11 protein-coding genes are annotated in these 12,728 nt (G+C 71.2%); 2 read left to right on the plus strand and 9 right to left on the minus strand.

What is annotated here, in order from left to right; genetic code table 11:
• Window positions 1–498 precede the first annotated feature (498 nt).
• Window positions 499–1,836, minus strand: a complete 1,338-nt coding sequence (locus ACWG52_RS09835) for a class I SAM-dependent RNA methyltransferase (RefSeq protein WP_033217553.1) — start codon at window positions 1,834–1,836, stop codon at window positions 499–501.
• Window positions 1,837–1,930: 94 nt separating this feature from the next.
• Window positions 1,931–3,985: an APC family permease gene (locus ACWG52_RS09840; protein ID WP_390139761.1), complete on the minus strand. Its 2,055-nt coding sequence runs from the start codon at window positions 3,983–3,985 to the stop codon at window positions 1,931–1,933.
• Between the two features lie 220 nt (window positions 3,986–4,205).
• On the opposite strand from ACWG52_RS09840, the gene ACWG52_RS09845 reads away from it, so the two are divergent.
• Both ACWG52_RS09845 and ACWG52_RS09850 read left to right on the plus strand, forming a co-directional pair.
• Window positions 4,206–4,874 (plus strand): potassium channel family protein, encoded by a 669-nt coding sequence (locus ACWG52_RS09845; RefSeq protein WP_365264269.1) that lies wholly within the window; start codon window positions 4,206–4,208, stop codon window positions 4,872–4,874.
• A complete protein-coding gene (locus ACWG52_RS09850) occupies window positions 4,871–5,533 on the plus strand; it encodes a potassium channel family protein (protein WP_030765850.1) in 663 nt (220 codons plus the stop codon). The genes ACWG52_RS09845 and ACWG52_RS09850 overlap by 4 nt, the downstream gene beginning before the upstream one ends.
• A 461-nt stretch (window positions 5,534–5,994) precedes the next feature.
• On the opposite strand, the gene ACWG52_RS09855 is transcribed toward ACWG52_RS09850, so the two are convergent.
• From ACWG52_RS09855 to ACWG52_RS09885, 7 genes are all read right to left on the minus strand, one after another.
• Entirely contained in the window at window positions 5,995–6,735 is a 741-nt protein-coding gene (locus ACWG52_RS09855; RefSeq protein ID WP_389809671.1) for a DUF3159 domain-containing protein, read from the minus strand.
• Between the two features lie 3 nt (window positions 6,736–6,738).
• Window positions 6,739–7,158: an OB-fold nucleic acid binding domain-containing protein gene (locus ACWG52_RS09860; protein WP_078626234.1), complete on the minus strand. Its 420-nt coding sequence runs from the start codon at window positions 7,156–7,158 to the stop codon at window positions 6,739–6,741.
• 24 nt (window positions 7,159–7,182) lie between these two features.
• Window positions 7,183–7,869, minus strand: a complete 687-nt coding sequence (locus tag ACWG52_RS09865; RefSeq protein ID WP_033217543.1) for a response regulator — start codon at window positions 7,867–7,869, stop codon at window positions 7,183–7,185.
• A complete protein-coding gene (locus tag ACWG52_RS09870) occupies window positions 7,866–10,541 on the minus strand; it encodes a DUF4118 domain-containing protein (protein ID WP_453128481.1) in 2,676 nt (891 codons plus the stop codon). The genes ACWG52_RS09865 and ACWG52_RS09870 overlap by 4 nt, the downstream gene beginning before the upstream one ends.
• Window positions 10,542–10,814: 273 nt before the next feature.
• A complete protein-coding gene (locus tag ACWG52_RS09875) occupies window positions 10,815–11,591 on the minus strand; it encodes a DUF3710 domain-containing protein (RefSeq protein ID WP_389809677.1) in 777 nt (258 codons plus the stop codon).
• A 1-nt stretch (window position 11,592) separates the two neighbouring features.
• Window positions 11,593–12,138 carry a dUTP diphosphatase gene (gene dut, locus ACWG52_RS09880; RefSeq protein WP_030008773.1) on the minus strand — a complete coding sequence of 182 codons (546 nt, stop codon included), beginning with the start codon at window positions 12,136–12,138 and terminating at the stop codon, window positions 11,593–11,595.
• Window positions 12,138–12,722, minus strand: a complete 585-nt coding sequence (locus ACWG52_RS09885; protein ID WP_033217539.1) for a PaaI family thioesterase — start codon at window positions 12,720–12,722, stop codon at window positions 12,138–12,140. Before ACWG52_RS09885 ends, dut begins: the two co-directional genes overlap by 1 nt.
• Window positions 12,723–12,728: the final 6 nt, after the last annotated feature.

Genomic DNA, 12,728 nt, shown 5'->3' on the forward strand with positions numbered 1-12,728 from the left:
ACCCAGGAACGATGTCGTCAGGTCCGTATACACCTGAGCCGGCTCGACGACCTGGTACGCAGCAGAGGAGAACGTCGTGAGGCCCACGCCGGCCGCCGCGCAGTTGCGCGGCAGTCCCACCCAGTACCTCACGACGACCTACGCACTCACCGACGAGGACACCGGCGGGCGTCGGAGCGGTTCCTGGAGCACCCCGAGAGCGGGATGTTCCGCGGTCCCCCTTCGAGATCGGGCGAGTGCGGAAGCAGCACGACTTCACCCAAAGGGTGTTGTCCCTCCTCGACGGGGATCCCCTCAGCGAAGGGGAACTCGGCGACCGGCTGGGTCGGTTCGGTCACGCCTGGGGCCGGACCGCCCGGGAGAATCCCGCCTTGCCCTCGCAGCCCTCGCGCGGCGCGTGGCCCTGCTGTCCGCCGCCCGCGATCCGGAGTCGGACGAGCGCCGCCCGCGCCCTCCGAAATCAGGTCGGCCAAACAGAGGATGTCGAGAAGCTGCAGTTCAGAGGCTCTTCCCCACCGGCTCCAGGATCGCGACGCACTCCACGTGGTGCGTCATCGGGAAGAGGTCGAAGACGCGGAGGGTGCGGACCTTGTAGCCGTTCTCCTTGAAGTAGCCGAGGTCGCGGGCCAGGGCCGCCGGGTCGCAGGCCACGTACGCGATGCGGCGTGCCGAGAGGCCCGTGACGTGGCGGACCGTCTGCTTGCCCGCGCCCGCGCGCGGGGGGTCCAGGACGACCAGGTCGCATTCCGTGATGCCGGTCTTCGGCAGGATCTGCTCGACCTTGCCCTGCTCGATGCGGACCCGCGGGAAGTCCGCCAGGTTGTGGCGGGCGTCCTCCACCGCGCGCTTCGTCGACTCGATGCCGAGCACCGCGCCCGTCTCGCCCAGGCGTTCCGCGAGGGCGCCCGCGAAGATGCCGACGCCGCAGTAGAGGTCGAGGGCCATCTCGCCCTTGCGCGGCATCAGGCCCTGCATGACGGCCTTGATCAGGGTGTCGGCGGCCTGCGGGTGGACCTGCCAGAAGCCGCCCATGCCCACGCGGTACGTGCGGCCGTCCGCGCGCTCGCGTACGAAGGGGCGGCCGTGGACGCGGTGGACCCCGCCGTCCTTCTCCTCCACGCGCAGGACGGAGACCGGCTTGTCCAGCTCCACCAGGGGGAGGCGGCCGCCGGGGCGGGGGGTCAGGACGACCTGGCGGTCCTGGGAGCCGGTCGCCGCGATCGCCTCGACCGTGGCCATCTGCGGCCAGTCCTGCTGCTCGATGCCGAGCTCCGAGACGCCCGGGGCGGCGATCATGCAGTGGTCGATCAGTTCGATGTCGTGCGAGCGGTGCTTGCGCAGGCCCGCGTTGCCGTCCTCGTCGATGGCGAACTGCACGCGGGTGCGCCACTGCGGCACCTGCCCGGCCGGCAGCTTGTCGCCCTCGGCGGGCATCACGGTGCCGTCCCAGCCGGCTTCCTCCGGGGTCAGGCCGGCGAGCCGCTTCAGCTGCTCGGCGACGACCTCGCCCTTGAGCCGGCGCTGGGCGCCGGGCTTGGCGTGCTGCCAGTCGCAGCCGCCGCACTTGCCGGGGCCGGCGTACGGGCAGGGGGCCGGGGTGCGGTCCTTGGAGGCGTCGAGCACGGTGATCGCGTCGGCGCGCAGGTAGCGGGAGTCGACGTCGCCCTCGGTGACCTTGGCGACGACCTTCTCGCCGGGCAGGGTGTGGCGGACGAAGAGGACGCGGCCGTCCTCGGTCCGGGCGATGCAGTGTCCGCCGTGCGCGACGGGGCCGACCTCGACCTCGTACTCCTCCCCGACCAGTGACTGCTTCTCGTTCTGCTCGACGCTCGTCATGGTGGGGAGACTCCAAAAACTGAAACAACGGAAAACGGCCGGACGACCGACCCACCAGTTTACGTGGATCTCGTCCGGCCGTTCACCAACCTGCTCAGCCCTTCGCGGTGGGCTCCTTCGGCGGCCGCGGCGTGTCCACCGGCCCGCGGCGTACCGCACCCGGGGCGTTCCAGTCCTGGCGCTTCTTCGCCCGCCGCTTGGCGAGCTCGGAGGACTCCAGCTGGTAGGGCACCGAGGTGACCATCACACCGGGGGTGAAGAGCAGCCGGCCCTTGAGGCGCAGCGCGCTCTGGTTGTGCAGGAGGTGTTCGTACCAGCGGCCGACGACGTACTCGGGGATGTAGACGCTGACCGCGTCGCGCGGGTTCTCGCTGCGCAGGCCCTTGACGTACTCGACCACCGGGCGGGTGATCTCGCGGTACGGGGAGTCGAGGATCTTGAGCGGGACGTTGATCCCGCGCCGGTCCCATTCCTCGCGCAGGGCCTTGGTCTCGGCCGGGTCGACGCTGATGCTGAGCGCTTCCAGGGTGTCCGAGCGGGTCAGCTTGGCGAACGCCAGCGCGCGCAGCGTGGGCTTGTGGACCTTGGAGACCAGGACGATCGAGTGGACCCGGGAGGGGCGCACGCTGTCCTCGCTGGGGCCCTCGGCGGCGGCGATCTCCGCGGAGACGCGGTCGTAGTGCTTGCGGATCGCGCTCATCGTGCCGTAGAAGATCAGCATGCCGAGCAGGGCCACCCACGCGCCGTGGGTGAACTTGGTGGCGAGGACGATGACCAGCACCATGCCGGTGAAGAAGGCGCCGAAGGCGTTGATGGCCCGGCTGCGGTGCATCCGGCGGCGGGCGGCGCCGTCGTGCTCCGTCTTCAGGTGCCGGTTCCAGTGCCGGACCATGCCGATCTGGCTCAGGGTGAAGGAGACGAACACGCCGACGATGTAGAGCTGGATCAGCTTGGTCGAGTCCGCGTCGTAGATCCAGACGAGCAGGATGGCCGCGCCGGCGAGGAGCACGATGCCGTTGGAGAAGGCGAGCCGGTCGCCCCGGGTGTGCAGCTGGCGCGGCAGGTAGCGGTCCTGCGCGAGGATCGAGCCGAGCAACGGGAAGCCGTTGTACGCGGTGTTCGCGGCCAGGAACAGCACCAGCGCGGTGGCCGCGGCCAGCAGGATGAAGAGGAAGCTGCCGTCTCCGAAGACGGCCTCGGCCACCTGCGAGATCACCGGGTTCTGGATGTACTCGGGGCCGACCGGGACGCCGCCCTTGAGCAGGTCCTCGGCCGGGTTCTCGGCCATCCGCACGTCGCTGGCCATGGCCAGGCCGATGATCCCGCAGAACATGGTGACCGCCAGGCCGCCCATGTAGGCGAGGGTGGACGCGGCGTTCTTGCTCTTCGGCTTGCGGAAGGCGGGCACGCCGTTGCTGATGGCCTCGACGCCCGTCAGGGCCGCACAGCCGGAGGAGAAGGCCCTCAGCAGCAGGAAGACCATCGCGAAGCCGGCCAGCCCCTGTTGCTCGGGTTTGATCTCCAGGTCGGCGGTCGGCGCCGTCAGGGTCTCGCCGAGGACGATGCCCTTCCAGGCACCCCAGCCGATCATGACGAATACGGCGGCGACGAAGACATAGGTCGGAATCGCGAAGAGCTTGCCGGATTCCTTCACACCGCGGAGGTTCATCAGTGTGAGGAGAAGGATCATGACGGTCGCCGAGAGCACCTTGTGCTCGATGACGAAATGCACCGCGGAGCCGAGATTCTCGACCCCGGAGGAGATCGATACGGCGACGGTCAGGACGTAGTCGACGAGCAGGGCGCTCGCCACGGTGAGGCCGGCCCTGGGCCCGAGGTTCGTGTTGGCCACCTCGTAGTCGCCGCCACCGCTGGGGTAGGCGTGGACGTTCTGGCGGTAGGACGCCACGACGGTGAACATCAGCACGACGACCGCGAGTGCGATCCAGGGGCTGTAGTGGTACGCCGACACGCCCGCGATCGACAGGACCAGCAGGACCTCGCCGGGGGCATATGCCACGGACGACAGCGGGTCGGAGGCGAAGACGGGAAGGGCGATCCGCTTGGGAAGGAGTGTTTCTCCGAGGCGGTCGCTGCGTAGCGCCCGGCCGATCAGGATCCGTTTGGGCACGTCGGTCAGTTTGGACACGCAGAGGATCGTAAGCGTTCGAAATCAGCCTGACGAACCCCCCACCCCCTCATACCGCAATCCCACCGCAATTCCTCCCCACCCACGCCACCACTGCGGCGCAACAGGTCCCATGGGTGACCACCCGTGTGTAGCTTGGGCCATGGTCTGAGACCCTGTTGAAACAGAGCATGCAATGAGGCTGGGAACCAGCGAGTCGCTGACAGCCGGAAGGACGGCCGTGCACATCGTCATCATGGGTTGCGGAAGAGTGGGCTCCGCCCTCGCGCAAACCCTGGAACAGCAGGGGCATACGGTCGCCGTCGTCGACCAGGACCCCACCGCATTCCGCCGGCTCGGCGCCGGCTTCGGCGGCCGCCGCGTCACCGGTGTCGGCTTCGACCAGGACACCCTGAGGGAGGCGGGAATCGAGGACGCGGGCGCCTTCGCCGCCGTCAGCAGTGGTGACAATTCCAACATCATCGCCGCCCGCGTGGCTCGCGAGATGTTCGGCGTCGAGAACGTCGCGGCCCGCATCTACGACCCCAAGCGCGCCGAGGTCTACCAGCGCCTCGGCATCCCCACCGTCGCCACCGTGCGGTGGACCGCCGACCAGATGCTGCGCCGGCTGCTCCCCTCGGGCGCCGAGCCGCTGTGGCGCGACCCGAGCGGCGGGGTGCAGCTCGCCGAGGTGCACACCTCCTCCGCGTGGATCGGCCACAAGGTCAGCAAGCTCCAGGAGGAGACGGGCGTCCGCGTGGCGTTCCTCACCCGCCTGGGCGAGGCGATGCTGCCCACGTCGGCGACGGTCCTGCAGGAGGGCGACCTCGTCCACGTGATGATGCGCACGGACGAGATCGACAAGGTCGAGGCGGCGTTCGCCGAAGGGCCCGAGGAGGCACACGCATGAGGGTCGCGATCGCCGGTGCGGGCGCGGTGGGTCGCTCCATCGCGGGTGAACTGCTGGAGAACGGCCACGAGGTGCTCCTGGTCGACAAGGCCCCGACGGCCATCTCGGTCGAGCGGGTCCCGCAGGCCGAGTGGCTGCTGGCCGACGCCTGCGAGATCACCTCGCTGGACGAGGCCGCGCTGCAGCGCTGCAACGTGGTCATCGCGGCCACCGGTGACGACAAGGTCAACCTCGTCGTCTCGCTGCTCGCCAAGACCGAGTACGGGGTCCCGCGTGTGGTGGCCCGCGTCAACAACCCGAAGAACGAGTGGCTCTTCAACGAGTCCTGGGGCGTCGACGTCGCCGTGTCCACGCCGCGCCTGATGTCGGCCCTGGTCGAGGAGGCCGTGAGCGTCGGCGACCTGGTACGGCTGCTGCGCTTCAGCCACGGCGACGCCAACCTCGTCGAGCTGACCCTGCCGGCCGACTCCTCGGTCGCGGGCACCCAGATCGGCGACATCTCCTGGCCCGAGGACACCTCGCTGGTCACGATCATCCGGGGCAACCGGGTCCTCACCCCGCACGGGGAGGAGACCCTGGAGCCGGGCGACGAGCTGCTCTTCGTGGCCGCCCAGGCCCGCGAGGAGCAGCTGGAGGACCTCCTCCAGGCCCGCCGCTAGCCCTGCGGGCACGCTCGACGACGAAGGGGGCGCGCCCACGGGGCGCGCCCCCTTCGGGCTTCCCCGTCGCCCTGCCGTCCCGGATGCGTCCGCCGCCGGCCGGGCGGGGCCGGGCCCGCGCGCCAGGCAGACCCTCCGGCCGCGGGCACGCGCTCCTGGCCTGCGACCCCGTGCCGGGGGCGGCTTCCCTGGTCGTCGGCTTCTACGGGCCCACCCGCGCGCCGCCCCGAACGCGGCGGGCGCAGCCACGGACGCACGGCAGGAGGCCCGGACCCGCGTCCTTCGGCCGTCGCGCCGCAGCGGTCCGACGGGAGCGGACCGGAAGCCCCCGAAGGGCGGCCTTGTCGCTCCGTCCCCGGGAGCTCGCGGCACGCGCCACCGCCCGGAGCCGTGGCGGCAACGCGATGGGGCGGGACCGGCCTCGTAGGTCGGTCCCGCCCCATGGCGTCTGCTGCGGCCCGTCAGGCCTTCGGCCCCTTGGCGGCGGCCTCGGCGGCCTCCTTGGCCTCCCACTCCGCGATCACGTTGATCGGCGGCGGCGCCTTCGCCAGGAAGAGCCAGGTGAAGTACACGGCGAGCACCATCGGCGGAAGCTTCAGCGCGACCAGCACCCAGCCCAGCTGCGTGGCGTCGCCCCAGAAGTACAGCGGGAAGAGGATCGCGTACTTGGCGAGGAAGATCAGGCCCCAGGCCAGGCTGGCCTTGACGTACGCCTGCTTGCGTCCGGGGTTGCGGGTGCGCCAGGAGAGGTTCTCCTTGAACACCGGCCCCAGGATCACGCCGAGCAGGGGGAAGCCCACCAGCGCCGAGAGCGTGAAGGCCACGCCCAGACCCGCACCGTAGATCATGCCGGGCAGGTAGAAGCCCTTGGGAGAGCCCGTGAAGAGGGCGAAGGCCACGCCCACGCCCACGCCGAAGACACCGCTGAAGGCGTGCTTGACGGTGTCCTTGCGGACGAGCCGCACGATCACCAGCAGGACGGCGACGGCGCCCGCGGCGATCGCGGACATCTGCACGTTCTTGTTGATCGTGTAGATCATCACGAACAGCAGGCCCGGGAGCATCGTCTCCACGGTGCCCCGGATGCCGCCGAAGGCATCGAAGAGCGCCGCCTGGGTCACGGCCTTCTGGTCCTCGGAAGGGGCGGCGGCATGGCGCGGCCCCGCCGGTTGCGGGGTGGTCGGTTTGTCGAGTGACGTCACCGGTCAGTGCTCCTGTCCGAGGGGGCGGAGTTCGTACTTCGGGTTGAAGAGCACCCGACGGCCGTGGGTCATGGAGATGCGCCCCGAGGCGATCATGCGGCGACCGGGCTCGATTCCCACGATCGAGCGACGCCCGAGCCAGACCACGTCCAGTGCGGCCGAGCCGTCGAAGAGCTCGGCCTCCAGGGCGGGGACGCCCGCACGCGGCCGCAGGGTGACCGTACGCAGGGTTCCGGTCACCTTGACTATCTGACGGTCGTGGCAGTCGCAGATCCGCGTACACCCCGCGGCTTCTGCGTCCTCCTGCAGCTCCGCCGAATGCAGCTCCTCCTGGGAGGTGGACAGCCGCTCAATCATCCGGCGGAACCGGCCCGCAGGCCTGGCCGGCTTCGCGGGCTTCTCGGGACGCGGTTCAGCACTCATACAGGAAGCGTACCGGCGTGCGCACTACCGCTCGAAGCGGTATCCCATGCCCGGCTCGGTGATGAAGTGCCGCGGGTGCGAGGGGTCCGCCTCCAGTTTGCGCCGCAGTTGGGCCATGTAGACCCGCAGGTAGTTCGTCTCGGTGCCGTACGAGGGACCCCAGACCTCCTGGAGCAGTTGCTTCTGGCTGACCAGCTTGCCGCGGTTGCGGACCAGGACCTCCAGCAGGTGCCACTCGGTGGGCGTCAGGCGTACGTCGCGGCCCTCGCGCACGGCCTTCTTGGCGGCCAGGTCCACCGTGAAGTCGTCCGTCTCGACGATGACCTCGTCCTCGCCGGAACCCGCGGCCGGCTCCGCCCGGCGGACGGCGGCGCGCAGCCGCGCCAGCAGCTCGTCCATGCCGAAGGGCTTGGTGACGTAGTCGTCGGCGCCCGCGTCCAACGCCTCGACCTTCTCGTCGGAGCTGTGACGGGCGGAGAGGACCAGGATCGGTACCCGGGTCCAGCCGCGCAGACCCTTGATCACCTCGACGCCGTCCATGTCGGGCAGTCCGAGGTCCAGGACGACGACGTCGGGGTGGCGGGCGGCCGCGAGCTCCAGTGCGGTCGCGCCGTCGGCCGCGGCGTCGACCTCGTACCTGCGCGCCTTCAGGTTGATCACAAGGGCTCGGACGATCTGCGGCTCGTCTTCCACCACGAGCACCCGGGTCATTGAGGTCCTGCCTTCTGTCGCGTCATCCGATCACGGTCGTGATCAAGTTCTATCGGTTCCACGGGTTCCATCGGATCCGTCGGATCCGTCGGATCCGTCGGATCCGTCGCTGCCGTCTGTTGCATTGCTGCCGTCGCTGCCGTCGCTGCCGTCGGATCCTCCGCCCGGACGCCGACCGCCGCGCGCAGGGTGAGCACCATGGTCAGCCCGCCCCCGGGGGTGTCCTCGGCCGTCAGGGTGCCGTCCATGGCCTCGGCGAACCCGCGGGCGACGGCGAGCCCGAGGCCCACGCCGGCCCCGCGCGGGGCGTCCCCGTACCGCTGGAAGGGGGCGAAGATCCGGTCCTTGGCCTGGTCGGGCACGCCCCGCCCGCGGTCGACGACCCGCACCTCGACCCGGTCGCCGAGGCAGCTGGCCGCCACCAGGACGGGCTCCCCCGCCGGGCTGTACTTGACGGCGTTCTCCACCACGTTGGCCACGGCCCGCTCCAGCAGCCCCGGGTCCACCGCCACCATCGGCAGCGTCTCGGGCACGTCCAGCAGCACGCTGTCCTCCGGTACGCCGCCCAACGCCATCGGGACCACCTCGTCGAGGTCGATCTCGCGGATCAGCGGGGTGACGGTGCCGGTCTGCAGCCGGGACATGTCGAGCAGGTTGCCCACCAGGTGGTCGAGGCGGTCGGCGCCGTCCTCGATGCCTTCGAGGAGCTCGGCCCGGTCCTCCTCGCTCCACTCCACGTCGGCGGAGCGCAGGGAGCTCACGGACGCCTTGATGGAGGCCAGCGGCGTACGGAGGTCATGGCTGACGGCGGCGAGCAGCGCGGTGCGGATCCGGTTGCCCTCGGCCATGCGGCGGGCCTCCTCGGCCTCGTCGACCAGCCGCCGGCGGTCCAGGACCACGGCCGCCTGCGCCGCGAAGGCGCCGAGCACCCGGCGGTCCTCGGCGGGCAGCACCCGTCCGGACAGGGCCAGGGCCATGTGGTCCCCGATGGGCATGTCCACGTCGGCGTCCTCGGGCCGGGCGACGGGACTCGGACCCACGCTGCCGGCCGGTTTCCACGGCTCCACGTCGCCGGCCCGCTCCAGCAGGGCCACGGACTCCATGGCGAAGGTCTCGCGGACCCGCTCCAGCAGGGCGTCCAGCGTGGTCTCGCCGCGCAGCACGCTGCCGGCCAGGAAGGACAGGATCTCGGACTCGGCGCGCAGCCGGGCCGCCTGGTGGGTCCGCCGCGCGGCCAGGTCCACCACGGAGGCCACCGAGACGGCGACCCCGAAGAAGACGGCGATGGCGACGATGTTCTTGGGGTCGGACACCGTGAACCGGTGCAGCGGCGGCGCGAAGAAGTAGTTCAGCAGCAGCGAGCCGAGGGCGGCGGAGGCCAGGGCCGGCCAGAGCCCGCCGAGCAGTGCGGCCGCCACCGTCAGCGACAGGAAGAGCAACATGTCGTTGGCGAGGCCGAGGTCCGCGTCGACGTGCGTGAGCAGCAGGCACAGCAGGACGGGGAGGATCGTCCCCACCACCCAGCCGGCGATGATCCGGGTCCGCCCGAGCCGGGCCGCCGAGCGCACCACGGGCAGGCCGCGGCCCTTGGCGACGTGCTCGTGCGTGACGATGTGGACGTCGAGGTCGGGCCCCGAGTCGCGGGCGACGCTCGCGCCGACGCCGGGCCCGAAGACGTACTGCCATGAGCGGCGGCGGCTGGAGCCGAGCACGATCTGGGTGGCGTTGACCCCGCGTGCAAAGGCGAGCAGGGCGTCGGGGATGTCGTCGCCGATGACATGGTGAAACGTTCCACCCAGGTCCTCGACCAGGGTCCGCTGGACGGCGAGCTCCTTCGGCGAGGCGGCGGTCAGCCCGTCGCTGCGGGCGATGTAGACGGCCAGGATCTCGCTGCCGGATCCCTTGGCGGCCATCCGCGAGGCCCGCCGGATGAGCGTGCGTCCTTCCGGCCCGCCGGTGAGCCCGACGACGATCCGCTCCCGCGCCTGCCAGGTCGTGCGGATGTCGTGCTCGCCCCGGTACTGCTGGAGGTACTCGTCCGCCCGGTCGGCCACCCACAGCAGCGCCAGCTCGCGCAGGGCGGTGAGGTTGCCCGGTCGGAAGTAGTTGGACAGGGCCGCGTCGACCTTCTCGGGCTTGTATATGTTCCCGTGGGCCATCCGCCGGCGCAGTGCCTGCGGGGACATGTCGACCAGCTCGACCTGGTCGGCCCGGCGGACCACCTCGTCCGGCACGGTCTCGCGTTGCCGGACCCCGGTGATCGACTCGACCACGTCGCCGAGCGACTCCAGGTGCTGGATGTTCACGGTGGACACGACGTCGATGCCGGCCCGCAGCAGCTCCTCGACGTCCTGCCAGCGCTTGGCGTTGCGCGAGCCCGGTACGTTCGTGTGTGCGAGTTCGTCCACCAGCGCTATGGCGGGCCGGCGGGCGAGGAGCGCGTCCACGTCCATCTCGGTGAAGGCGGCCCCCCGGTACGTCAGGGCCTTGCGCTCGACCTGTTCGAGGCCGTGGAGCATGACCTCCGTGCGCGGCCGGCCGTGATGCTCGACGAAGCCGACGACGCAGTCCGCGCCGCGCTCCACCCGGCGATGGCCCTCGGAGAGCATCGCGTAGGTCTTGCCCACACCGGGTGCCGCGCCGAGGTAGATCCTGAGCTTGCCGCGTCCCATGCGCCCCATTCTCCGGGACGTCCACGCCGCGCACGCACCGATCCGGGGCCCGACGCCGATCCCTGACGGATCCCTGACGCGGCACGGGCACGACGCCGGCACGGCAGGGGCCCAGCCACACGGCACGGGCACGGGCGCGAGCACGAGGACGGCACCGGCACCGGCACCGGCACCGGCACAGCGCCGACAAGCCGATGGGCCCCACTCCCGAGGAGTGGGGCCCATCGGCCGAAACACATGACGAGCCCCCCTGTGCGCGGGGGTCGTCCGAGGTCAGCGGACCTCGGTGATCTCCGGGCCTCGGTCGAGCTGTCCCATGCCACCGCCGAAGCGGGAGCCTTCCTGGTCGTCCGTCTGCACGCCGTCCGGCACCATCTGGGCGTCGTTCGGCAGCTTCAGGACGATCGGGTCGCGGGGAGCCATCGGGCCGTCACCGCGGACGACGACGGTGTCCCGGAAGATCTGCTCCAGCACACCCGCCGACTCGGGGCGCACGGCGCCCTGGCCGGAGATGACGCCGCGCAGGAACCAGCGCGGGCCGTCGACGCCGACGAAGCGGACCAGCTGGGCGCCGGTCTGCCCGTCCGGGAGCGGTACGGGCACCTGTGCGCGCAGCTCCCAGCCCAGCGAACCCTGGGCCTCGTCGATGATGCCGCCCTGCTGGGTGATACCCGCGGCGATCTCCTCGCGGACCTCGCCCCAGATGCCTTCCTTCTTGGGCGCGGCGAAGGCCTGCAGCTGCACGGCGCTGTCGCCCAGGACCACGGTCGCGGCCACGATCGCGTCACCGGCGACCTCGACGCGCAGCTCCATGCCCTCGACACCGGGGACGAGGATGCCGCCCAGGTCGACCCGACCGTCGGCCGGGTTCCCGAGTACCTCGGAGACGTCCCAGGGGCCGTCGGGCCGCGGGGCCGGCGGCAGGTTCACCCGACGCGGGGCGACGCTGTCCTGCTCGCCCGCGTCGTCCTGCTCGGCGACGCCGTCCACGACCTGCTCGGTCGCGCCGCCGTCATGGGCGGAGTCGTTCTTCTTGCGACGTCCGAACACGTCACTGTCCTTCCCGGTCGGTTACGACCGAAGCGTAGCCATTCCCACCCTGCTGACCAGCCCCGGATCCGGCCACGGCCGCATGCCCGCCGGTGGAGCCGAAGCCCCCCTCGGCCCGGGCCGAGCCGGGAAGTTCCGCCACCTCGTGGAAGCGCACCTTCTCGACCCGCTGGACAACCAGCTGGGCGATGCGGTCGAAACGCTCGAACCGGACGCTCTCGCGAGGGTCGAGATTGACCACGATCACCTTGATCTCCCCACGGTACCCGGCATCCACCGTCCCCGGGGCATTCACGAGCGCGAGCCCGCAGCGTGCGGCCAGGCCGGACCGCGGGTGCACGAACGCCGCGTACCCGTCGGGCAGGGCGATCGAGACTCCGGTCGGCAGGACGGCGCGCTCGCCGGGCTCCAGCTCGGCGGCCTCGGTGGTGACGAGGTCGCAGCCGGCGTCGCCGGGGTGCCCGTATGCCGGAATCGGCACCTCCGGGTCGACGCGGCGGATCAGTACGTCGACCGGCCGGTGGGAGTCGTGGTTGCTCTGGGACATCAGGGGTTCACCTCAAAGGCGCGTGCGCGCCTGACCTGGTCCGGGTCGGCCATCGCCGCCTGGATCTCCTCGGGCCGTCCGTTGTCGATGAAGTGGTCGACCTTCACCTCGATGAAGAGGGCGTCGGCACGTACGGCGACCGGGCCCTGCGGTCCGCCTGTCCGGCCGACGGCCGTGCAGTAGATCTTCCGCCCGGCGACAGCGGTGACCTCGGCCTCCAGGTACAGCACGGTGTCCACCGGCACGGGCCGCACGAAGTCGGTCTCCAGCCGTCCCGTCACCGCGATGACGCGCAGCAGCCAGTTCAGGGAACCGAGCGTCTCGTCGAGCGCGGTGGCGAGCACCCCGCCGTGGGCGAGACCGGGTGCGCCCTGGTGCGCGGGCTTGACGGTGAACTCGGCGGTGACGCTCACGCCCTCGCCCGCCCGGGCCTCCAGGTGCAGTCCGTGGGGCTGGCCCCCGCCGCACCCGAAACAGTGCTCGTAGTGCGCGCCGAGGAGCTCGCCGGGGGCGGGCGCGTCAGGGTGCCTGACCGGCGCGGCGGCGTCGGCCGGGGGCGTCAACGCTGTGTTTCGTCCACTCACAGCCGC

Source organism: Streptomyces sp. CLCI03 (assembly GCF_053615355.1).

What these genes read in the sequence shown, in the direction of transcription:
- ACWG52_RS09835 (WP_033217553.1), bottom strand. Translation starts at nt 1,836, where the DNA reads ATGACGAGCGTCGAGCAGAACGAGAAGCAGTCACTGGTCGGGGAGGAG.
- ACWG52_RS09850 (WP_030765850.1), top strand. Translation starts at nt 4,871, where the DNA reads ATGAGGGTCGCGATCGCCGGTGCGGGCGCGGTGGGTCGCTCCATCGCG.
- ACWG52_RS09860 (WP_078626234.1), bottom strand. Translation starts at nt 7,158, where the DNA reads ATGAGTGCTGAACCGCGTCCCGAGAAGCCCGCGAAGCCGGCCAGGCCT.
- ACWG52_RS09865 (WP_033217543.1), bottom strand. Translation starts at nt 7,869, where the DNA reads ATGACCCGGGTGCTCGTGGTGGAAGACGAGCCGCAGATCGTCCGAGCC.
- ACWG52_RS09870 (WP_453128481.1), bottom strand. Translation starts at nt 10,541, where the DNA reads ATGGGACGCGGCAAGCTCAGGATCTACCTCGGCGCGGCACCCGGTGTG.
- dut (WP_030008773.1), bottom strand. Translation starts at nt 12,138, where the DNA reads ATGTCCCAGAGCAACCACGACTCCCACCGGCCGGTCGACGTACTGATC.